The 23,630-nt window shown below is 46.4% G+C and carries 18 protein-coding genes; 11 read left to right on the forward strand and 7 right to left on the reverse strand.

Annotated elements, in window-relative coordinates; translation table 11 throughout:
• The first annotated feature begins 59 nt into the window (after positions 1-59).
• The 7 genes from QT973_RS10420 (at position 60) to QT973_RS10450 (ending at position 10,583) form a co-directional block, all read left to right on the forward strand.
• Positions 60-1,382, forward strand: coding sequence for a CmpA/NrtA family ABC transporter substrate-binding protein (locus QT973_RS10420; RefSeq protein ID WP_333056183.1), 1,323 nt, complete (start codon positions 60-62; stop codon positions 1,380-1,382).
• Positions 1,383-1,538: 156 nt separating this feature from the next.
• On the forward strand, positions 1,539-2,408 hold the full coding sequence (gene ntrB, locus QT973_RS10425) for a nitrate ABC transporter permease (RefSeq protein WP_333056182.1): 870 nt from the start codon (positions 1,539-1,541) through the stop codon (positions 2,406-2,408).
• A gap of 178 nt (positions 2,409-2,586) precedes the next feature.
• A complete protein-coding gene (locus tag QT973_RS10430) occupies positions 2,587-4,611 on the forward strand; it encodes a nitrate ABC transporter ATP-binding protein (protein WP_333056181.1) in 2,025 nt (674 codons plus the stop codon).
• 104 nt (positions 4,612-4,715) lie between these two features.
• A complete protein-coding gene (locus tag QT973_RS10435) occupies positions 4,716-6,287 on the forward strand; it encodes a nitrate ABC transporter ATP-binding protein (protein WP_333232602.1) in 1,572 nt (523 codons plus the stop codon).
• Between the two features lie 372 nt (positions 6,288-6,659).
• Complete coding sequence (locus QT973_RS10440) at positions 6,660-8,831, forward strand: nitrate reductase (RefSeq protein ID WP_333056179.1); 2,172 nt, start codon at positions 6,660-6,662, stop codon at positions 8,829-8,831.
• Positions 8,832-9,454: 623 nt separating this feature from the next.
• Positions 9,455-9,763, forward strand: a complete 309-nt coding sequence (locus QT973_RS10445; protein ID WP_015179102.1) for an RNA recognition motif domain-containing protein — start codon at positions 9,455-9,457, stop codon at positions 9,761-9,763.
• A gap of 361 nt (positions 9,764-10,124) precedes the next feature.
• On the forward strand, positions 10,125-10,583 hold the full coding sequence (locus QT973_RS10450; protein WP_333056178.1) for a phosphate-starvation-inducible PsiE family protein: 459 nt from the start codon (positions 10,125-10,127) through the stop codon (positions 10,581-10,583).
• Between the two features lie 76 nt (positions 10,584-10,659).
• On the opposite strand, the gene rimM is transcribed toward QT973_RS10450, so the two are convergent.
• Positions 10,660-11,301, reverse strand: coding sequence for a ribosome maturation factor RimM (rimM, locus tag QT973_RS10455; RefSeq protein ID WP_333056199.1), 642 nt, complete (start codon positions 11,299-11,301; stop codon positions 10,660-10,662).
• Positions 11,302-11,442: 141 nt separating this feature from the next.
• A complete protein-coding gene (locus QT973_RS10460) occupies positions 11,443-12,075 on the reverse strand; it encodes a response regulator transcription factor (protein WP_333056177.1) in 633 nt (210 codons plus the stop codon).
• 25 nt (positions 12,076-12,100) lie between these two features.
• Between QT973_RS10460 and QT973_RS10465 the strand changes: the two genes are divergently transcribed.
• The gene (locus tag QT973_RS10465) at positions 12,101-12,229 is read left to right on the forward strand and encodes a hypothetical protein (protein WP_333232604.1); all 129 of its coding nucleotides are present in this window, start codon (positions 12,101-12,103) and stop codon (positions 12,227-12,229) included.
• A gap of 59 nt (positions 12,230-12,288) precedes the next feature.
• Here QT973_RS10465 and QT973_RS10470 read toward each other — a convergent pair whose 3' ends face one another.
• Positions 12,289-13,542 carry a molybdopterin-binding protein gene (locus QT973_RS10470; protein WP_333056175.1) on the reverse strand — a complete coding sequence of 418 codons (1,254 nt, stop codon included), beginning with the start codon at positions 13,540-13,542 and terminating at the stop codon, positions 12,289-12,291.
• Between the two features lie 117 nt (positions 13,543-13,659).
• Between QT973_RS10470 and QT973_RS10475 the strand changes: the two genes are divergently transcribed.
• From QT973_RS10475 to cobO, 3 genes are all read left to right on the forward strand, one after another.
• Complete coding sequence (locus QT973_RS10475) at positions 13,660-14,277, forward strand: hypothetical protein (RefSeq protein ID WP_333208475.1); 618 nt, start codon at positions 13,660-13,662, stop codon at positions 14,275-14,277.
• A gap of 159 nt (positions 14,278-14,436) precedes the next feature.
• Positions 14,437-15,015 (forward strand): Uma2 family endonuclease, encoded by a 579-nt coding sequence (locus QT973_RS10480; protein WP_333056173.1) that lies wholly within the window; start codon positions 14,437-14,439, stop codon positions 15,013-15,015.
• Positions 15,016-15,127: 112 nt separating this feature from the next.
• Positions 15,128-15,751 (forward strand): cob(I)yrinic acid a,c-diamide adenosyltransferase, encoded by a 624-nt coding sequence (cobO, locus tag QT973_RS10485; RefSeq protein ID WP_333056172.1) that lies wholly within the window; start codon positions 15,128-15,130, stop codon positions 15,749-15,751.
• Positions 15,752-16,022: 271 nt separating this feature from the next.
• Here the strand turns inward: cobO and QT973_RS10490 are convergent, their stop codons facing one another.
• From QT973_RS10490 to QT973_RS10505, 4 genes are all read right to left on the reverse strand, one after another.
• Entirely contained in the window at positions 16,023-18,560 is a 2,538-nt protein-coding gene (locus QT973_RS10490) for a CHASE4 domain-containing protein (RefSeq protein ID WP_333391294.1), read from the reverse strand.
• A gap of 333 nt (positions 18,561-18,893) precedes the next feature.
• Positions 18,894-19,391 carry a hypothetical protein gene (locus QT973_RS10495; protein WP_333056170.1) on the reverse strand — a complete coding sequence of 166 codons (498 nt, stop codon included), beginning with the start codon at positions 19,389-19,391 and terminating at the stop codon, positions 18,894-18,896.
• 541 nt (positions 19,392-19,932) lie between these two features.
• Positions 19,933-20,937, reverse strand: a complete 1,005-nt coding sequence (locus QT973_RS10500) for an RNA polymerase sigma factor, RpoD/SigA family (RefSeq protein ID WP_333056169.1) — start codon at positions 20,935-20,937, stop codon at positions 19,933-19,935.
• Positions 20,938-21,814: 877 nt separating this feature from the next.
• Positions 21,815-23,548: an ATP-binding protein gene (locus tag QT973_RS10505; protein ID WP_333056166.1), complete on the reverse strand. Its 1,734-nt coding sequence runs from the start codon at positions 23,546-23,548 to the stop codon at positions 21,815-21,817.
• Positions 23,549-23,630 lie beyond the last annotated feature (82 nt).

Here is a 23,630-nt window from a genome sequence, read left to right on the forward strand (position 1 = left end):
GAATCAATCTGACATCTCACATTTCCACCATCTCCAAGTACAACAACAATTCAAGACAAATGAGCAACCTTTCTAGAAGAAAATTCATCATCACCGCTGGAGCAACAGCAGCCGGCACCCTCCTAGCCCACGGTTGCAGTTCCAGTCCCACCACATCTAACGCAACTCCCGGCGGCGCTTCGCCCACCGCCGCCCCAGCAGTCAACATCAATCCCGCCGACGCCCCAGAAGTTACCGCAGCCAAACTCGGATTCATCGCCCTCACCGACGCAGCACCCTTAATCATCGCCCAAGAAAAAGGGTTATTTGCCAAGTACGGCATGAAAGACGTACAAGTTACCAAACAAGCATCTTGGCCAGTTACTCGCGACAACTTAGAACTCGGTTCCGAAAAAGGCGGCATTGACGGGGCCCACATCTTATCCCCCATGCCTTACCAAATGACATTAGGCACTATTACCAAAGGCAATCAGCCAGTGCCGATGTACATTCTCGCCCGGTTAAATACTAACGGTCAGGCAATTTCGCTCAGCAAAAAATACCTAGATTTAAAAGTAGGTACAGACAGCGCACCGCTGAAAGCAGCTTTTGCCAATCAAAACGTTCCTATTGCTATGACGTTTCCCGGCGGCACCCACGATTTGTGGATACGCTACTGGCTAGCAGCAGGCGGTATTAATCCAGATACAGATGTTTCCGTGATTCCCATACCGCCGCCCCAAATGGTAGCGAACATGAAATCTGGCAGCATGGAAGCCTTTTGCGTAGGCGAACCTTGGAATGCTCAGCTAGTTACTCAAAAGGTAGGATACACCGCCTTAATAACTGGAGAAATGTGGAAAGATCATCCTGAAAAAGCTTTAGGTTTAAGAGGAGATTGGGTTGACAAAAATCCCAAAGCTGCAAAAGCACTTACCATGGCCGTACTGGAAGCCCAGCAGTGGTGCGACAAGCCAGAAAATCACGATGAAATGTGCCAAATCATTTCTCAAGATAGGTGGTTAAAAGTGCCAGTAGCAGATATTATCAGTCGCTCTAAGGGCCAAATTGACTACGGTACCGGTCGCGTTGAAGCCGCCAGCCCTGTGGCAATGAAATTTTGGGCAGATAATGCTTCTTATCCCTACAAGAGTCACGATGCTTGGTTCTTAGCTGAAAATATTCGCTGGGGTTATATCCCGGCAACTACCGATATCAAAGCAACGGTTGATAAAGTTAACCGCGAAGATATTTGGAAAGCAGCAGCGACAACACTTGGCGTCCCCGCAGCCCAAATTCCTACTAGCAGTTCTCGCGGTGTAGAAACATTCTTTGACGGCGTGAAGTTTGACGCCGAAAAACCAGAAGAATATCTGAAGAGTTTGGCAATCAAAAAAGCATAATTAGTGCACAGTTGACAGTTGACTGTTCACTTTTGATAGTTGACCGATTTTTTAATTGAGTGGAGTTGGGTTTCCTAACTCAACCCACCCCAGACACGGTGAACACTTCAAAGTATCTACAAATAATCGATTATTCACAATCTTGGAAAAAGAAAAATGGCAACAAACCTCGCTGTTACTAAAAGCAAAAATCCAGTAAATTTCGTTCTGGATCAGGTTCAGAAAAACCGCCGGAAAATCATCCGCCCGCTGGTAGCAATTGCAGTTCTGCTCATAATCTGGCAAATCCTCTGCAACAGTCCAGAGTCCAGCTTGCCGGGACCCATCAAAACAGTCCAAGAAAGCTGGAATCTAATTATCAATCCTTTCTTCGACAACGGCGGTACAGACAAAGGCTTGTTCTGGCAAATTTTGGCTAGCTTGCAGCGGGTGGCGATCGGCTTTACTTTAGCAACAGTTCTCGGCATCAGTTTAGGAATCCTGATCGGGACAAACTCCCTAATGTTCGATGCTTTAGATCCGCTGTTTCAAGTATTTAGAACTATCCCGCCCCTGGCTTGGCTGCCGATCGCCCTGGCCGTATTTCAACAGTTCAATCCCTTTGAAGGCATGGGGGTGAAAGCTAACGAAGTTTCTGCACTCTTCGTAATCTTAATTACAGCAATTTGGCCGATTCTAATTAACACCACAGTAGGCGTTCAACAAATACCCCAAGACTACAGAAACGTCGCCCGCGTCTTGCGCCTCCCCAACCAAAAATACTTCTGGAAAATCCTGCTTCCCTCTTCTGTTCCTTACATCTTCACTGGCTTGAGAATTGGCATCGGTTTGTCTTGGCTGGCGATCGTAGCTGCGGAAATGTTAGTCGGCGGCGTCGGCATCGGCTTCTTCATCTGGGACGCTTACAACAGTTCTCGACTCAGCGCAGTGATTATAGCAGTGCTTTATGTAGGAATCGTCGGTTTGATTTTAGACAGAATCGTTGGTTTCATTGCTTCCAAAGTTGTTCCTGAAGAACAAAAATAGGATTTGGGCATCGGGCATCGGCCAAACAGGGCATCGGGCATGGCGAATGGGGAATGGGGAATGGTTGCCAACTACAAACTGGTAGAAATGAGTTGTAAATTAATGCCCAATGCCCTGTTTGGCCAATTCCCAATTAATAATCAGCATCATACAAATTACAAACTAACCTAAAATTGCCATGTCAGTATTTGTTGAAGTAGACCACGTTGACCGCGTATTTAACTTGCCCAACGGAGAGCAATACATCGCTCTTAAAAATATCGAACTGAAAATTAAAAAGGGAGAATTCATCACCTTAATTGGGCACTCTGGCTGCGGCAAATCTACGCTGCTAAATATCATCGCCGGCCTCGACAAAGCAAGTCAGGGCGGGATTACTTTAGAAGGGCGGGAAGTCCGCGATCCAGGCCCGGACAGAATGGTGGTGTTTCAAAATTACTCGCTACTACCTTGGCTGACGGTGCGCGAAAATATCGCCCTAGCAGTAAATGAAATTTACAGCGGTAACTCTCAAGAAGATCGGGAGTTGGTGATCGAACACCACATTAAATTGGTCGGACTCGGACACGCGGCCGACAAACGCCCAGGCGAAATTTCTGGGGGGATGAAACAAAGAGTTGCGATCGCCCGCGCCCTGGCGATTCGCCCGAAATTGCTGCTGCTAGACGAACCCTTCGGCGCCCTCGATGCCTTAACTCGCGGCGGTTTGCAAGACCAGTTGATGAAAATTTGCGAGGAAAGCAAAGTCACCAGCGTGATGGTAACTCACGATGTGGATGAGGCTTTATTACTGAGCGATCGCATTGTGATGCTCACCAACGGCCCGGAAGCCCAAATCGGGCAAATCCTCGAAGTGAACATTCCCCGCCCCCGCAAGCGCATGGAAGTTGTCAACCATCCGAGTTACTACGCGCTGCGTAACGAAATGGTTTACTTCCTCAACCAGCAAAAGCGGGTCAAACAGCGCCGGGCCAAACAACAACCCGCTGTCATCGCCCGCAACGGCCTGGAAAAAATCAACCTCGACATCGGCTTTATTCCCCTCACCGACTGCGCCCCCTTAGTAGTAGCTAAAGAAAAAGGATTTTTCAAAGCCCACGGGTTGGAAGAAGTTACTCTCAGCCGCGAACCGGGCTGGAAAGCGATCGCCAAAGGAGTTGCCGAAGGACGGCTGGACGCGGCGCAAATGGTCGCAGGAATGCCGATCGGGATGCTGTTGGGCCTCGACGGTGAAGCCCCTGTACCCGTCTGTAGCGCCATGACGCTCTCTCGCAACGGCAATTCGATTGTTTTCAACAAAGACCTTTACAGACAAGGCATTCGGACATTAGAGGATTTCAAAGCTGCGATCGCCAAGACTCCCGATAAAGTTCACACCTTGGGCATGGTACACTCGGCCTCCATGCACAATCTGCTGTTCCGTTACTGGCTGGCCGCCGGCGGCATCGACCCCGACCTCGACGTGGGCTTGACCGTGATTCCGCCCCCGCAGATGGTATCAAATTTAAAAGCAGGCAACATTGACGGCTACTGTTCAGGCGACCCCTGGAACTCGCACGCAGTCAACAGTGGTACGGGTTTTGTTATGGCCCGTTCCCTGGATATTCTGCCCGGACACATCGAAAAAGTTCTCGGTGTTAGCGAAGATTGGGCTCAGAAATATCCTCAAACCCACCTCGCCCTCGTCAAAGCGCTTTTGGAAGCCTGCGAATACTGCGACGATCGCCGCAACCGCGAAGAAGTCCTAGGATTGATTAGCCAAGAACAATACATCGGCGCCGATCCCAAAGACATCCGTCCAGGGTTCATCGATCCGTACAACTCCGGTACGGAGGCAGAACCAGAAATGCTCTACAATTTCAACCAGTTCTCTGTTGACAAAACCAATTTTCCAGACCGCCTAGAAATGGTGTGGGTGATGGCGCAGATGGCTCGGTGGGGACTGATCCCGTTCCCGAAAAACTGGGTGGAAGTGGTCGATCGAGTTTTGCGGCCCGATGTTTTCGGTCAAGCAGTACGGGAATTGGGTTTGCCGGATATTGCCAGAGATCGCCGGACGATCGAGCTATTTGACGGCACTGTGTTTAATCTCGACGACCCGATCGACTATCTTCACAATGTCAAAATCAAACGCGCCGTCCGCATTGAAGAAATCTTAATTGAACAAATAGGCAGTCAGTGTTCCATCAAACTGCCAGCATAACTAGCAAATAGGAAGAGGGAATGAGGAGCCAGAAATCAGGAAACAAGACTCCACATTTTCCGCTTCCTAACTCCCTAATTTCAAATTCTCAATCGAAATTTGTCATGTCTAATTCATCAACCCAAAATCCAAATCCTGAAAATATGCAAACTCTCAAAACTCCCCAAACAACCAAAATTCAAACGCCAAAGCAAGACTTTCTTACTATTAAAGACGTATCGAAAGTCTACGAAACTCCTAAAGGCCCTTACGTCGTTCTCGACGGTGTAAACCTGACTATTAATGAAGGCGAATTTATTTGTTTGATAGGTCACTCTGGCTGTGGCAAATCAACTTTGCTGAATATGATCGCGGGATTCAACGGGCCGACAAACGGAGAAGTAGCCCTGGAAGGTTCGCAGATTACTGAACCAGGCCCCGATCGCATGGTGGTGTTTCAAAACTACTCGCTGCTACCGTGGCTGACTGCTACAGAAAATATTCACCTCGGTGTTGAAAATGTTTACCCGGAAAAGTCCGCAGACGAACACAATACGATCGTCAAGGAACACTTGGAATTAGTGGGGCTGACCGAAGCTTGTAACAAAAGACCCGGCCAATTGTCCGGGGGAATGAAACAGCGGGTGGCGATCGCCAGAGCCCTGGCAACTCGTCCCAAACTGTTGATTTTGGACGAACCTTTCGGAGCTCTGGACCCGATTACCAGGGAAGAGTTGCAGGAAGAATTGCTGAAAATTTGGCGGCAGGAAAAAATTACCGTCATTATGATTACTCACGATATTGATGAGGCTTTGTTTTTGGCCGATCGCATCGTGATGATGACCAACGGGCCAGCAGCTTCCATCGGCGAAGATATGCACATTCCGTTCAGCCGTCCCCGCAACCGGGCGCGGATTATGGAAGACCCGAAATACTACGAACTGCGTAACTTTGCTTTGGAGTTCCTGTTTTCTCGCTACGCCCACCACGAAGAAGGTGAAGAAACGGACTCGGAGACAGAAGCCGTCGCGCTACCGATGCCATTACCTGCTAGCAAAAAGCCTGCGGTTGCTGACAGGCCTCTTGCACCTGCACCTTTTGTGTCTCACGCTGCCGAACCCCCAGAAGCCTCGTCGATCAAACGTGGCATCCTGGCAGCCTCGTGGTTCGTCGCAATGTTTACTTTAGCTGCGGTCAATATGTCGGTTGTTTCCAGCCAGCTAAAGCAAGCGAAACTAGCAGAAACTGCACCTCCGGCGCCGACTGCCGGGGCGATTGTGAGTTCTCCCCCCAGCCCGCCAATCGCAGCAAGTTCGATCGCACCGAATCCTAGTCCTGCACCCATCGCTGCTGCAAGTCCTGCACCCATCGCTGCTGCTGCCACATCACAGATTTCTGACCAAGCCGAACTCGATGCGATCGGACAGAAGTTGTATGCACAAATCGACCAACAATGGAGAACAACTCCGACATTTACCGAAAGCTTGACTTATCGGGTCAAAGTAAAACAAAACGGCGATATCCTACAGTTCGATCCCACAAATAAAGCAGCTAAAGATTTCGTCAAAGAAACTCCTCTGCCGGTTTTGCAAACTCCTGCCGGTGCCACAGCAGGCGCTGCTGAAAAAACTGCTGAATTCCAAGTAACTTTTAGCCCCAGCAACGGAGGCGTATTAGAAGTTAAAACACAGAAATAGGCGACATAATACTCGCCCACTAAATCTCAGATTGCTATCAACAACAAGGTCAAAAGTAGTATCGGCGCGCTGTTTGAGTCCTGCAACAATTCTTCCTCGCTCCCCTAGGTGGGGTGACAAGATTTAGGGCAGGAGTACCTCTGTTAGAGAGGTATTTAGGAGCGAATATCCACTGACTACAAACCCGATGGCTCGCGAGTTTTAGAAGATAGCGGTTTATTTTAAGTCAGGGTATTGTCCGTTGCTGTGAAGCATTTTTGCGGTAAGTTAGTAATGATTAAAACATTATTTGCAGGAGCTCTCAGTTCCGACTATAATGACGAATTACCAATTACCCATTAGCTTTCAAAAATTAGCATCTAAAATCACCAGATGGAAACTATAAAAACTCTTTGCCCATACTGCGGTGTAGGTTGCGGTCTAGAAGTTGTTGCCGACAAAAAACAAAGTTGGAAAGTGCGGGGCGATCGCAATCACCCATCGAGTCAGGGCATGGTTTGTATTAAGGGAGCAACCGTAGCAGAGTCTATTCGGAGCGATCGGCTAATGTATCCGATGATGCGAGATACTCTCGACCAACCCTTCCGCCGCGCTAGCTGGGACGAAGCTCTCGATGCAATTGTTAACCGCATCCAAACAATTCGCAGCACCAGTGGCCCCGATGCTTTGTGTGTTTACGGTTCGGGTCAATTCGCAACAGAAGATTATTATATTGCCCAGAAACTACTGAAAGGTTGTCTGGGTACTAATAATTTTGATGCTAATTCTCGCTTGTGTATGTCTTCAGCAGTCTCTGGATACGTTCAAAGCTTTGGCTCGGATGGGCCGCCTTGCTGTTACGACGATTTAGAATTAACAGATTGCGCTTTTATTATTGGTAGCAATACAGCGGAATGCCATCCCATCGTATTCAATCGATTAGCAAAATACCACAAAAAGCATCCCCATGTCAAAATGATTGTGGTAGATCCAAGGCGGACTCCGACTGCGGAAGCGGCGGATTTGCACTTAGCAATTAAACCGGGTACCGATATAGATTTGCTTAATGGAATTGCATATTTGCTGTTACGCAGGCAAGCAATAGATTCTGAGTTTATTGAAGAATGCACGGCGAATTTTTCAGCTTTTGCTGAGGTTATTAGCAGCTACACGCCGGATTTTGTAGCCTCGCGCTGCGGCATTACTGTGGGCGAGTTAGAAACGGCGGCAAACTACTGGGAACAGTCGCAGCGCGTTTTGTCTCTGTGGTCGATGGGAATAAATCAGTCGTCGGAAGGCACGGCAAAGGTGCGATCGCTGATTAATTTGCACTTGATGACCGGTCAAATTGGCAAACCGGGATGCGGCCCGTTTTCCCTCACCGGCCAGCCAAACGCGATGGGAGGGCGGGAAGCGGGAGGACTGTCTCACTTGCTCCCAGGCTACCGATTTGTGAAAAATGCTGAACACAGAACCCAAGTCGAGGAATTTTGGGGAATCGCACCGGGAAGTATTTCCCCGAATCCAGGCCGCACAGCTTGGGATATGATCACCGGTTTGGAAACTGGCGAAGTTGAGTTGCTGTGGATTGCAGCTACTAATCCGGTGGTGAGTATGCCGGATTTGGAACGCACGAAAGCCGCTTTGCTGCGATCGCCCTTTACTATTTATCAAGAAGCTTACTATCCCACTGAAACCTCCGCCTACGCTCACATCCTGCTGCCGGCAACGCAGTGGAGCGAAAAAACCGGAGTAATGACCAATTCCGAACGCCGCGTTACCTTTTGTCCCGGTTTCGACACTCCCTCCGGGGAAGCCCGCGACGACTGGAGCATTTTCGCCGAGGTGGGACGGCGGTTGGGTTTTGCCCAACACTTTGCTTTCGAGAACAGTGCGGAGGTTTTTAATGAGTACGTGCAGTTGACGCGGGGCCAGCCTTGCGATATGACCGGCCTGAGCCACGAATACATCCGCCAAGAAGGGCCGCAGCAGTGGCCTTGCCGGGAAAACGAGCCTGTGCATCCAGCGAACGAAGCGAAACGGCTGTATACAGACAGGCGTTTTCACACTCCTGACGCGCGGGCAAGATTTTCGGCCTATCACTCGCGGGGACTGGCAGAACCTCCCGATCCGAATTATCCGTTTGTGTTGACGACAGGGAGACTTTACGGACACTGGCACACGATGACGCGGACGGGGAGAACAGAGAAAATTAATCAATTGCACCCCGATCCGTTTTTGGAAATTCACCCCCGTGATGCTGCCAAATTGCAGATTAAGGAGGGGGATTTGCTGGAAGTTCGATCGCGCCGCGGCAAGGCGCAGTTTCCGGCAAAAGTCACAAAGGCGATCGCCCCAGGTACGCTATTTGTACCGATGCACTGGGGTTCTCTGTGGGCCGAAGGCGCTGAAGCCAATGCCATGACTCATGCTGCAAGCTGTCCAGATTCCAAACAGCCTGAGTTAAAAGCTTGTGCGGTGCAGTTGGTGCTGGTTGGGGCAGAAACTGTCGCAGAAGTTGAGGAATTTAATTGGCAAAAATCCACCCTCGCCGTCACTTCTTGAGCTGCCATCGAACGACGGGATGCTACACATCACCGCCGAACGAGCGGGAACCAGCGGGCGATCGACATGGGGAAGAACGTGGTTGACGTTCGGGGATCTCTGAGTCAATCGCCCTCAGTTGAAAGATTGGAGATTTACTCCACAGATGAATCTGGGATCTTGAACAAGAGTCTAAAATTTTGCACTCTTGGCGACAGGAGTCCGGGGCTTGTATCCGTTTTTAGGATAACAACCTCTCTCGATCGAGCAATTTTGAACCCGGACATACCCTACACATAAATCTTAAATCCCAAATCCCATATCTAAAACCTAAAATCGTTATGCCATTACGCAGCCTAAAAACAGCGTTTCCCCGGCAGAGCCCGGAAACAAGGAAAATTAAATTTATATTAAATTTATTTATTCTGAGTTGTTCCTTCTTGATTGGGAGTTTTTCCTTCCGCAGAATGCCTTCTGGCGAAGGCCTTCTACCTTATTTTTAATTAATTGAGTCAGACAATTGCAGTTTGCACCTATAGGTGCTATGATTTTTTTACAAGGCTTTATTTTCGGCAGTACAGTTCGTTCGATCGGCGTTCCTCCGGATTTAAATCTCTACACCCTCTGATTCTGGAGAATGTTCAATGTCAATCTATGTCGGCAATTTATCCTACGAAGTAACGCAGGAGCACCTCAACCAAACTTTTGGAGAGTACGGTACAGTAAAGCGCGTTCAGTTGCCTGCTGACCGGGAAACAGGTCGGATGCGGGGCTTCGCTTTTGTAGAAATGTCTACTGAAGCCGAAGAAGCCGCAGCCATTGAGGCTCTTGACGGTGCTGAGTGGATGGGTCGCGACCTCAAAGTCAACAAAGCAAAACCCCGTGAAGAACGTCCTAGTGGCGGCGGTAACTGGGGTAACAACGATCGCGGTGGCAATTCTCGTCGCTACTAAACCACCCGAGCTAAATTTTTAGCTATCTTCTATATTGCGTCGGAGCAAGCTGGGAGTCAACCATCATTCTCTGTTGAGAATAGATAGTTAGTTCAGTATTAGCACCGCGCCTTAAAAGCCTCAAAATATTGCTAGACAATAGTTTGAGGCTTTTTTATGGCAAAAATTTATTAAGCAGGAGTTCATCGCGTGCGATCGATTCCTAGCTGACACGAAAAACTATAAAATATAACAGGCAGAGAGAGTCGCCTTCCCCAGTGCCCGGGTTGCCACCGTGAAACCAGGCAATCAGAGAGTTTTGCGCTTGCAAAGCGTACCGAAAAATGACAAAATCATCAAAAATGATGACTAAATCACTGGTATGCTGAAAAAAATATTTAGGCAAATTGCGAAGTTAAGCAATGATGAAAATTTTCTGCATTTTACAGAAAGTGTAGAAGTAATAATATCGAAAGTTTTATCACTGGCGATGATTTTGGTAATTATCGTCAGCGTTGCCGATTTGGTGATTTTTTTAGCACAAGAATTGGCAAACCACACTGATAATTTTTTAAAAGACACGTTGTTTGTGATATTTGGGTTATTTTTAAATGTTTTAATTGCATTGGAAATATTGGAAAATATTACAGCTTATCTGAAAAAGCACGTAATTCAAGTTGAGCTGGTTATTGTAACTTCTTTGATAGCAGTATCTAGAAAAATCATTATTCTTGACTTGGAAAAAAAAACCGCAGCCGACTTGATTGGTTTGGCGACTGCAATTTTCGCGCTTTCCATCAGCTACTTGATAGTGCGGTATACAAATAAAGGAAATGATTAATATTGGAAATTGGGAATTGGGGATTGGGCATTGTTAATAACTAATATCATATCCGGTCGAGCGACCGGACATGATATTATTCCAACAAACCAGGAGGAGGCACAATTTCAATTCTGCCTTGTTCTAAGTCAACCACTGGCACAATCTCTTCCACAAAAGGAATCAATATTTTTGTGGATTTAGGCTCTTTAACACGAATTTTCCGTGGTTTGCGGGTATTTCTGGGGTCAGCGTTTGCTTGGGGAGTTTCAGGCTGTTTTGGCTTTTCTAATTCTGCGGCGACAGTTTCCGGCGCAGTTAGATTCGTTTCTACTTCTAAAAGGTCGTTACCTGCGGGAATAATATCACTTACCTTGCCTAGGATTTCCCCGGTTAACTGGTTAAAAACTTCCATACCGATCAAATCTTGGACGTAAAACTCATCAGATTCGAGGTAAGGTCGATCGGTCTTTTCAACAAACAACTTACAGCCCCGCAGCGCCTCAGCACTATCGCGGTCTTCCACACCCTCTACCTCTACAGCATACAGCCCTTTGCCCGGAATATAGCGACCGCCCAAAAACTCGATCGGTTCCGGTTCACTTTTGTTAGGGCGCAAAATCCACCGCTTCCCCGGTTCGATAAACCTTTCCGGGAAATCAGAATCGGGATAGACTCGCACTTCCCCGTCCAAACCTTGAGCTGCTACAATTTTACCGATTTCTATCCATTCAGACATAAACTTTTTGGGAATTGGGAATTGGGAATTGGCAATTGGGAATTGGGAATTGGGCATGGGGCATTGGTAGCAGAAAAGCCTTGGTAGCAAACAACAAATAACTAATGACTACTGACTAATGACTAATGACTACTTACTTCTTTACACCAATCCAGTTCTCAGCGCTACAACTGCGGCTTGCACGCGGTCATCCACTGCCAACTTATTCATAATACCGCGAACGTGAGTTTTAATAGTATTTGGACTCAAGTAAAGCGCCGCTGCTATCTCAGGATTGCTGTTACCTTCCACCATTAATTTTAACACCTCCAATTCCCGCTGCGACAACTGACCAAAAGTAGTTGTAGAGGCAGGTATGGGGGGTTTGAGGTGTTCGATGACAGTCCGGGCAATTTGAGGGTCAAGATATGTAGCCCCCTCTGCGGCGGCTGCAATCGCTGCTAACAGCCTGTCTACAGAAGCACCTTTAATGCAATAAGCATCAGCCCCGCTAGAAAGGGCAGCAATAATTTCAGTTTCTGCCGTGTGAGAAGTTAACATTACTACTCTAACTTCTGGCAATTGTGCTTTAATTTGCTGCGTCGCTGCTATGCCGTCGAGCCGTGGCAAACCTATATCCATCACAATGATATCAGGTTTGAGTTTCAGTGCTGCTGCTACGCCTAAATAGCCGTCTTCTGCTTGTCCTACTATTTCTATGTCTGGGGAATCGGCTAAAACTTGCTCTAATCCCAGTTGCATCATCGGGTCATCTTCAACAATTAAAATTTTCATAATACGAAGAAAGTTCGGCAACGGATTGTGTAACGGATGTAACGGATGTCAGGAAGAAGGAAGTTCGGCAACGGATTGTGTAACGGATGTAACGGATGTAACGGATGTAACGGATGTCAGTCCGATGGAAGTCGGAAGAAGGAAGATTACTTAGTTGTTAATATTTTACATGAACTTATACCGAACCAATAACCAATAACCAATAACCACTAACTACTGACTAACTTTTAAAACCTCCACGAATTCGCCCGGTACAATCCAGGTGTCCCCTGGTGGCAAAACTGCTAAACCACTCGTATTTGCGAGATTAATTAAATTAGCTGAATTTTGGGTGCCGCTAGCAGGTTCAAATTCCCAGACTCCGGCAACTAAATGTAGTTTACCCCAAACATAAGTTTCGCGTCGGCCGTGCGATCGCAATTCAGCATTACACCTAGCTTTGACAAACTCCGGCCCCCAAGCATCCGGGCCAAGCCCAGACATCTTTCTCAAAGCAGGCACAACAAACCGCCAACAGCAGACTAAAGCCGAAACCGGATTTCCCGGCAAACCAAAATAGAGACTATCCGAATTTTTTTCACCTCGTTTAAACTCAGCAACCGTTAAAGGTTTCCCCGGCTTAATAGCCACAGAACTAATGTGAACTTTTCCTCCCAAATCTGCCAAAATTTTCTCGACATAATCGTAGTCTCCTACCGAGACGCCGCCCGTAGAAAGCACCACATCCGCCGTCGCAACAGCCCCGGATATCGCCTTGTTTAATGCATCTTCATTATCAGGAACAATGCCCAATCGAATCGGTTCAAATCCCATTTGTGCCAACAAAACTGTCAAAGCATACTGATTCGAGTCTACCAGTTTCCCCGGTGCCAAAGGTTCGTCAGGCGATACCAATTCGTCACCAGTAGAAAAAATTGCCACCCGCAGCCGCCGATAAACTGGAACTTGAATGCACTGGGCAGTTGCTAACACTGCCATTTCTGGGGCATTGATAACTGTACCGGGAGTTAGCAAAGTTGTTCCTGCTTGATAAAAAGCGCCTTTGTGCCTAACAAATGCTTGCGGTTTTTCAGGAGAAACTAAGATAAAAATACGATCGCCCTCACGCCTTGTTTCTTCCTGCATTACCACCGTATCAGCACCCGCAGGCATCACCCCCCCCGTAAAAATTCGCGCCGCTTGCCCCGATTTTACGGTATTTTGAGGCTGATATCCGGCTGGAATCTCTTCAACTACTTCGAGTACCACTGGTTTTTCGGCGCTACAGTTTTCCACATCCGCAAACCGCACCGCGTACCCATCCATTGCTGAATTATCCCAATAAGGAAAATCAAGGGAACCAGTGACTGCCGCAGCCAAAATGCGCCCCGATGCTGCCAGCAAGTCTACAGTTTCTACATCCCGCTGACTGTCGAGGGGTTGCGCCAAATTTAGAACGATCGATTCTGCTTCTTTCACTGACAGCATGACTGTCTCCTTGTTTTGATAACACTCATGATTAAGTTTAGCAAAATATCCAGAGATATTGGTGATATAATTTTTTTTGATTTGGGCAGTAAACCTAATTTTGGGGATTAATTGCTTATGACTATTTCTCGTTTGGTTGTTAGACTCAATTGTTTATCCTTATTTGTGGTGGCGATACTGATATTTTTCACTCAACTTTCCGGGTTAAAAGTCAGCGATTTATTCTTGCCGCCTTATGCTTATCCCCATCCCAATGTCGCTTTGTTAACTCGGACTTTTCAAGTTTTATGTTCTGTACCCGTCATTATTTGTACTTTCACCTATAAATTAGCTCAAAGTATTCAACCGCGCACTTCAGAAAATCGATTTATTCTATTTTCGGCTTTGTTAACAGGTGGATTTTTACTAAATGAAATTTACAGAATTCATATATATATGGTAGCAGGGGGAATTCCTAAGCTCGGAGTAAGTCTTTTATACGCCGTGGTTTTGTCCTCCTACGGATGGTTTTTTCGGCGAGAACTACAGTTAACTCCCTACCAAATATTGTTAGCGGGTGTAGGCTTGTTGTTTTTTGCGATCGGCGTGGATTCCCTGCATATAAAAAACAAAATTTTCTCCAGTTTACTAGAGGGAGTACCTAAACTGCTCAGCGAAATCAACATTGCATTTTATTATTGGTATGTCTGTAAGTGTTGCATCCAAAAAGCGTTTGATAAAACTATTAATAGCTAGTTATAAGGATGTGATATAATGAGCAAAAGTGCATAAAAAGATATCCATTAAATCCTCTTAACCCTTAATAATATTTACAGCATCTGCATCGCTCGGCCTTGAGCCGCCTTCATATACATAATCTGGCTTAAAACTTCCAACGCATCCTGATAAAATACCATGATAGCAGTTACCATTAACTTCAACTCGATCGCCAAAATAACCGACGACCAATTTTATCAACTGTGTCGCGAAAACCCCGATGTCAAATTTGAACGCAACGCCGAAGGAGAAATAATCGTTATGCCACCCACAGGAGGAGAAACCGGAAATTACAATTCAGAAATTAATGCGGATTTTGTGATTTGGAACCGACAAACTAAACTGGGAATTTGTTTCGATTCTTCAACTTGCTTCAAACTGCCAAGCGGTGCCAACCGTTCTCCCGATGTCTCTTGGATTGAAAAATCAAGATGGGATGCACTCACTCCCGAACAAAAACAAAAATTCCCTCCCATTGCCCCGGATTTTGTCTTAGAGTTAATGTCGCCGACAGACAGCCTCAAAGATACTCAAGACAAAATGCAAGAATACATGAATAACCAAGTCAAATTAGGCTGGTTAATCAACCGCAAAACCCGGAGAGTCGAAATCTATCGCCAAGGACAAGAAATAGAAGTTTTGGAATGTCCAACAGAACTTTCAGGAGAAGATGTTTTGCCCGGTTTCGTGCTAAACTTGCGATCGCTGTGGACATAATAGCTAAATCCGAAGCCGAGAAACCGGGTTTTTTCCCGAATCTGCGGGTGGCATCGAAGTATGTATTAAAAAACCCGGTTTCTGAGTCCCTAATCTGCGTTAAAAAAATCTAATGGAAACTAAAGAAACAACTTCCCTAACAGCCGAACAGCACAAACAAAAAATGCAGCGCCGACAAGAAGTACAGGCGCAGCGAATTGCCGGGGCTTCCAAAGACAAAGGTTTAATAATTGTCAATACGGGTAACGGGAAAGGCAAAACCACGGCAGCTTTGGGAATGGTTGTGCGATCGCTCGGTCACGGATACCGCGTCGCCATAGTACAATTTATCAAAGGAGCTTGGGAACCCGCAGAAAAAGCGGTTTTTCAACTCTGGGAAAAACAGCTAGAATTCCACGCAATGGGAGAAGGCTTTACTTGGGACACGCAAGACCGCGATCGAGATATCGAAACAGCTCAAAAAGCCTGGGAAAAATCCCTAACTTTTATCTGCAATCCCGAATTTAAATTAGTTCTTCTAGATGAAGTTAATATAGCATTAAAACTAGGTTATTTGCAAGTAGAGCAAGTGCTTTCTGGGTTAGACCAAAAACCCGAAGAAACCCACATTATTTTAACAGGCAGAGGCGCCCCGCCCGCGCTAATCGAACGGGCCGACTTGGTGACAGAAATGACTTTAGTTAAGCATCCATTCCGAGAACAAGGGATTAAAGCTCAAGCAGGTATTGAGTATTAATGTTGTTGGTCTTCAAAAGTTTAGTCCTAATTAGCTAAAAGCTGATTGGGAGTGGACTGATATTATGTCCGGTCGATTACCCCCAATACGGTAGGGGATCCCCTCACGAAAAATATCTGCCAATAATTGACAATCTCAAAAACCCGCCCTTTTAATCGCGGTAACTCGATCGGACATGATATGAAGCCCTGACTACAAACCGTATTTATGTTGTTTCTAGTCAGGACTTTTTACCAAATCTAAAATCTAAAATCTAAAATCTAAAATCGAGCTATGCTGGCAACATCAGAGTAAAAGTTGACCCCTTGCCAAACTCGCTAGTCACAGTAATTTCTCCCCCCAGCATCTGAGAGTATTTCTGCGCTATTGCCAAACCCAAACCCGTTCCTCCGTACTTGCGGGTAGTCGAAGCATCCGCTTGCGTAAAAGGTTGAAATAACTTTTGTAGCTGTTCAGGAGTAATCCCAATCCCCGTATCAGTACAGTTAAAAATCAACTGTTCCGAATCCCAACTATTCTCGTCATTTTTAATTCTTTCAACGCTGAGTGTAACTGTTCCTTTATGAGTAAACTTAGCTGCATTACTGAGCAAATTAAACAAAATTTGAGTAAACTTAATTTGATCGGAATACAATTTGCCAATATTATTAGGACACTCCACATTCAGGCGATTAGTGTTTCGCAAAAATAGCGGTGCAACAGTTTTGGCTACATCTTGAACTGCCTCCGACACGTCAAAAGTTTCTAATTCAATTTCGGCGTGACCAGCTTCAATCTTCGACAAGTCCAGAATATCATTAATTAAGGAAAGTAAAAGCTGGCCTGAATTGTGAATTCTCTCCAAATCCGACACAAAATTTTCTTCGCCTAAATCAACAGCCTCTTCTTGCAGGATCTCGCTGTAACCGATAATCGCATTCAGAGGAGTTCGCAGTTCGTGGCTCATGTTAGCCAAAAACTGACTTTTAGCCAAATTAGCTGCTTCTGCTGCTTCCTTTGCCTTGTAGAGTTCTGCCTCGGCTTGCAAGCGGTCGGTCACATCGTGAGCCAGCACTAATTCAGCATTTCTGCTATCAAATACCAGAGCATAAGAAGTAATTTCTACATCAATAATTGTTCCGTCTTTTTTCTGGTGCTGCCACACACCTGCAAACTCAATACCGGCATCTACTTGGGATATATTTTCTAGCAATTTCGGCAGATATTGGGGGGGACGAATGTCCGCAACGGTCATGTTGAGAAATTCGTCGCGAGTGTAGCCGTAGTGTTGGATAGCAGCCTGATTGACGGCTATAAATTCCTGAGTTTCTAAATCGTAAACCCACATCGGATGGGGGTTATTTTTAAACAAAAGTCTGTAGCGTTCTTCCGAGGCTCGTAGTTCGGCTTCGGCTTGCTTACGCTCGGTAATGTCACGGACAACCGTGCAAATAATCTCGCGGCCACCGTAGGAAATCACGCTCCCGCTCACTTCTACATCCACGCAGGAACCGTCTCGGCGGCGGTAGAGAACTTCGCCAATTCTGAATTGTTTGTCCGTCAGCAGTAACTCGATATTGTTGTCAATTAGGTCTTTAGAGTAAGCGATGATATCGTAAATAGTTAGTTGCGAAATCGCATCAAGATTGTAATCTAGCAGGTCTCTAAACGCTGTATTGGCTTCCAAAAGGCGTTTGGTTTGAGCGTCCCACAGGAATATACAATCTGTAGCTTGCTCGACTACGGCTCGGTAGCGGGCTTTTTCCTCAAGTTGTTCGCTGTCGGCGATCGCGATCGCACTCAACATTCCGTTGATAGTATGGGCAAGGTCGGACAACTCGTCTTCCCCCGTCACCGGTAGTCGCACCGAGAGGTCTTGACTGCTGCTGACGCGGTTGACTGCTTTCGCTAAACCGCTCAACCGAGACAGCACCAGACGCTCTAGCAGTAGCAGAGTGCAGCCGATCAACCCAATTCCCACTAACGCTACAGACACCAGCAGGTACAGCAAACTAATTTGACCTTGCCGATATATTTCTCTGGGAATATCCACCCGCAATAGCAGCGCAGGTTGGTTGTAAATATCGCGGATCAGGGCGTAACCTGCGATCGAATCTTCGCTTAAAGGACGCACCAAAATCGGTTTTTTTTCCGACAGTTTCTCCCGCACTTGCTCAAAGTCTGCAGGCAACCTAGCCTCATTCACGCTGTGTACGATTAGCGGCAAGCGAGTAATTTTAGAAACCTTCGCAATGCCTGCAGCATCCAAATTGCGCCCGAAGATCAGCGTACCTCGGATCGGGCCGGTGCTTTTAGTCGTGAGAATAGGCCGAGAAGTAATCAGTATTGGCCCTGACGGTAGCAGCAAGATACCAGCGAGGCTGCTTTTGGCGTTGGGGTGCTGCAACAGCGGGTCGCTGAGAGAAATACGCTGTTTTAATGCTTCTGGAACAGGCGTTAATTTCAGCTTTTCGCTGTCTAAACCCGTACCGTAAACTATTTTGCCAGAAGTATTGACAAATAGGGCTATATTAACTCTTATATTAGCCAGCCCTTCTGGAATTAAATTGGAGTCAATGAATTCTGAGTTGCGGTTTTGGATAAAATTGTAGGTGTCGTCCCAGGACGACCAGTCGGCAAAGCGCGAGTTAAAGTCATCTGCGGTTTGCCCGAACACATTGAGCACTCCCTTGACAACCTGTGTGGCTTCTTGTTCCTCTGCTTTGATCAGGCTGCCCAAGAGGATGCTTGAGGAGGCGACATACAGAATGCCAGTCAATCCAGCGATGGTAATGCCAATTATCGATAGTGTTTTCCGACGCAGTTTCATTTTGCCATGTGTGTGGTGTCCGTCCGAAGAAATTCTCAACTCAGGAGCAATTTTACTACTGTTTCCTGAAGCCTGACCGAAAGCAATTTGGTCCGGGCGCCCCCGATGTATCAGTGGGGTTGCTTTCTTCAAATCTCAAATCTCAAATCTCAAATCTCAAATCAAGAGCAATTTTACTACTGTTTCCTGAACCCTGACCGAAAGCAACTTGGTTCGGGGGCGCCCGATTTATCAGTGAGGTTGCTTTCTTCAATTCTAAAATCTAAAATCTAAAATCTAAAATCTAAAATCTAAAATCTAAAATCGATTGACTGGTGGCGCAGCGCGTGTTTCCTACTTTTCCCACACCTGCTCTTTGTGAGCTTCCGTGCAAAGACCCAAGATGCGATGATCGTTCTCGCTGATGGTAGAAATTGGGTAATACTGTTCCAGATTTACCGAGTAGGGAGAGCGACTGCCGTCGTAAGTGTCCACTACTGTTAAATTTAACTGAGTTCGATCGCCCGTGCCGTAAAAACAGTAAAAAGCAGACCGAGGTAGGTAAAAAGCGCCGACCACCTTACTCTGTCGCATTTCAAATACAAAATATTCTTGTTTAAGTTCCTCTGGCTTGCTCGACTGACCGTAGAGGTAAATGCCATCTGCTAAACCTGTGCTAGCTGTATCTGGGGGAGGGTTTGGGGGAGATTGCGAGCTTAAAACGCCGGATTTGATCTCCGAGTTGTGCGATCGGCCTGCGGGTAATGCGATGCTCAAGTTACCGGGCAACAGAGCAAGCACGATCGCGATCGCTTCTAAACTTCCTGTCAATATCAAATAAGTCAAAACCACTCCAGACCCCAAAATTTAAAATAACTGGTTCCAAGCGCCTCTTGTACCAGTTTCACCAAGATTGTAGAGAAACCGGGTACTTGGCTTAATGTTGGCTATTAACTTGAATGAACGATCGCCCGCCCGGTTCCTGAACTTAAATCTAAGATTAGTTTGGACAAATTTTGCCTCCGCCCCGATCGGGCGATCGACCCGTCAATCGATTGCGCGATTTTAGATTTTAGATTTTAGATTTTAGAATTGAACCATTGACTTGCGCGAGATAAATACGTTCGGCAAGTTTCTCGGATACAGGTTTTTTATTTCTGGACGGATGAATCACGTGGCGGGTATCCTGGATGCGGGAATTGTCAAATGATACCATTTTAGATTTGAGATTTTATATTAAAGAATTGAATAATTTGGCGTGACCTATTCCATAAGGGTTTGGAGCACCGGCCTACAGTCCATTCTTTTTTAACTGGTATAAAATTATCCTTCCCAGCAGGGCCAACACGAAAAAAAAAGTTGAGATTTTGAGAAATCTCAACTTTTTTAGTGACTAACTAGCCAAGTATTCTCGGACTTGAGATTGGCGGCGGCGCAGGTGGGCAAGGGCTTGATGTTCTAGCTGCCTCACCCGTTCCCGGCTGAGATTTAACCGTTCTCCGACTTTCGCCAGTGACATTTCAGTGCCGTCTTCCAAACCGAAGCGCAGAATTATTACATCTCGCTGCTGGGGGGTAAGTTCTGATATCAAAGTATCGAGGTCTTGCCGCAGCAATTCCGAGGTAATGTAGTTGTCTGGAGATGCAGTTTCGTCTTCTAAGAGTTCTTGCAGTTCGGTATCTTGGTTGTCTCCTACCCGCAAGTCCAAAGAAACTGGATGTCTTGCCATCAGCAGATATTCCCGAATTTGGGAAGGGTGCAGTTCCAAGGCCGCGGCAATTTCCCCAGGGGAGGGAGACCGGCCCAACTGCTGGGTGAGTTCCCGCTGCACTTTTTTGATTTTGTTGAGTTTTTCGGTGATGTGAATTGGCAATCGAATTGTGCGGGCGTGTTGGGCGATCGCGCGAGTAATTGCTTGCCGAATCCACCAGTAGGCGTATGTGGAAAATTTGTATCCCCGCATCGGGTCAAATTTTTCGACTCCTCGTTCTAAACCAAGGGTGCCTTCTTGAATTAAATCCAAGAATTCCATATTGCGTTTCTGGTATTTTTTGGCGATCGCCACTACTAGCCGCAAATTCGCTTCAATCATCTTTTGCTTGGCCCGCCGCCCTATGTGTAAGATGCGGCTAAGTTCAGGTTCGGTCAACTCCATTTCGGCGGCCCACTCTTGATCTGTCAGATCCCGCTGCCATTCTTTAGCAAGTGCTTGTTTTGCTTCGATTAATTTCATCATTTGCTGCACCTGCTTCCCGAAAACAATTTCTTCTTCTCGGGTTAGCAGGGGTACGCGACCGATCTCGTGCAGATAGGTACGAACCGTATCCGTTGAGGAGTATGGCCGGCTGCCCATGCGATCGGCTTTCACTGTTTTGTTTTTGGGGGTTGTGGTGGACATGGGTGAGTATTGCACTCCTTGTAACAACAGATAAAAAGTTGGTGATACCCTGTCCCACTTTTGCAAGTGGGATAAAGACTGCGACAAAGGGGATGTTTCCCCTCTTGTTTATCGGTGACGATCGGTAGAAGCTTTTTGTTTGGGATTGCTTTTGTGCTTGATTTCCAGTAATCGCCGTCGATTTTCGGTAGTTCGCTAGCTTTAACGGCTAGTTCAAGGCGAAGTGGAGCAAGAGTTTAGTTTTCTCAATATTATTCCCAATTTTGAGGATCGTAAAGAGTAAAAACCTCTGTCTTAAGGTCAAGATTCTACATTTTTCCTTAAGGTTTTGAATTCCCTGTTAGTTTTAACTGCAACTCAACTTAACAATACTCATGCAAACAGACTCATGCTATTCGAGGGCTTTGTTTTGCTCTCTGTTCCATCATCGCTTGAAATTTTCTCGCTGCCTAGATGGTGGGATGCGAGATAACCGAACTCGATCGCCGTATTAGATGCCAGTAACTGTTTAAAATATTTATTGACATTTTGATTTAAATATGCTAAGCAAATTCTGCTACGAGTAACGACAAGGTGTATAAAGGCTGGCTGTTGCCCTGTTTGACTTTCATTGTGCCCCTAGGCTCCATCATCTCCATCATGTTTAAGCTTAAGCAAATTTTGGGCCGTTAGGGATGAGGGGTAAGGGGGTGAAAGGGGAAAAGCTTCTGACTCAAAGCTGGGGCCTAATTTTTTGGACGTTCGATCGCAATTTCTAGTTTATAACTGAGGCAAAAATCAGATATTTCTGTCATTGCCAGCGATCGCCAATTGTTCGCAAAGACTAATTTACAGTAACATTTGCCTAAGTTCTGTAAGGAATCTAGCAGTTGTCAATCTAAAATCCTAAATCCATTTTAGCAGATTCTGCCTCGGCAAATACTTGTTCATCGGGCATTTCTTGCCAGTCAATATCCCCAATTTCTCTGTAGAATTGCTCGTCGTAAGGACGAGTTTGCACGACTACGGGCATCGGTACGGCGTGGCCCAAAACTAATGCTTGCTGTTTGGAGTCGAGTTTTGCCAAAACCGATCGCAAACTCTGCCCTCCCGAAACGCCGGTAAAAATAGCATCGATGTCTTTATCATCGTTTAGCAAGGCTGTGATGCGTGTTCCGACTTGCGACATGACTTCCGCGTCGATTCCTGACGGGCGCTGGTCTACAATCAGCAGGGTGACGAAGTATTTTCGCATTTCTCTGGCAATTGTACCGAAAATAGTCGATCGCACGATCGCCGGATCGAGAAAGCGGTGAGCTTCCTCAATGGTAATCACCAAGGGCTGCGGGCGATCGCACGGATTTTTACTCTGCAAAAACTTCTCAGCTTTGCGTACATAAGCTTCGTGAATGCGGCGAGTAATCACATTTGCCGCTAACATATAGGACAGCAAATCCGAGTGCGAACCGAACTCAATTACTACATTCTTCCCACCATCTAAACACTGCAAAACTTCAGTTACATAATTTTTGGGACAGCGTTTCCGAATGTATTTCAAATCGTTTAAACGCTCTAATTTCCGCTGCAAAGCCATAATCGAAGACTTATTTCCCCGCTTTTCTTCGCAAAACCTTGAAATATCTTCATTGCTCATTTCCAGCAACTTGTTGATCCAACCGCTACCCAACTCGTTTCGCAAAATGATCGCATTTTCGATACTAGCTTCCGACAAATTCAACTCTCTCTGTACGAGGGAGATATCTTCCACTTCAATTTGATCGAAACTCAAAAACAACTCTTGAGCGTCGCGGACTCCCCGGCGTTTTGTCGATTCTGGATCGAGGGTATAAATCTGCATTTTATCGGGAAATAACTGCCGCAAACCTTTAACAGTGCTGAACTGTTTCCCTTCCGAAACAGCTTCCCACCCGTACTCCGAGTGCATATCAAAAATTAAATTAACAGCAGCTTGCTTGCGAATAATTCCCGACAATAGCAAGCGCGTCAGAAAAGATTTTCCCGTTCCCGACTTCCCAAAAACGCCGTTGCTGCGTTCCACAAATCGATCTAAATCCAAGCACACAGCAACGTCCATGTCAATCGGTTTGCCGATCGCAAAATTGCGGCGATACGGGTCATCTTCCCAGCCAAAAACTGCCCGAAAATCACTTTCTTTGGCATCAAACACCTGCGAAAAGTGGCTGGGAATAGTTTTGACCGGCAGCAACTCAATATCCGCGCCCGTTTGTGACTCAAAAGAAGCCAAATTTCCTAACGCCAGCTTATTCTCGCGAACTGGGCCGTTTTTCGTCGGGTCGAAAATTGCCTGCTGTTTTTCTCTCTCAGCAGTCAACATCAACATCGGCGACAGTTCGATCGTACCGTAGGTGCTGCTACCTGCTAGCACTGCGAGCAGAAAATCGTCGTCGGGATTGGGAGGATTCGATAAAATGCGGGCGCTAGAAGTTCCCAGAGATACGTCGGTGAGCATACAGAAAAAGTGCGATCGCACCCCCCGCACAACTAGAAATTTCCCCACCCTCATATCTTCCACCGAAACATCGGCGTGCAGTCGCACTTCTAATCCCTTGCTCAGGGAACCTTGAATAACAGAGCCTAACGGTCGATCCATTTTAGATTTTAGATTTTAGATTTTCGATTGTTAATAATCGAGCAATTTTCGCGGGGCGAGTTTTGATTGTAGATTTTTGATT

The organism is Microcoleus sp. Z1_A1, from assembly GCF_036700305.1.
Classification (GTDB): Bacteria; Cyanobacteriota; Cyanobacteriia; order Cyanobacteriales; family Microcoleaceae; genus Microcoleus.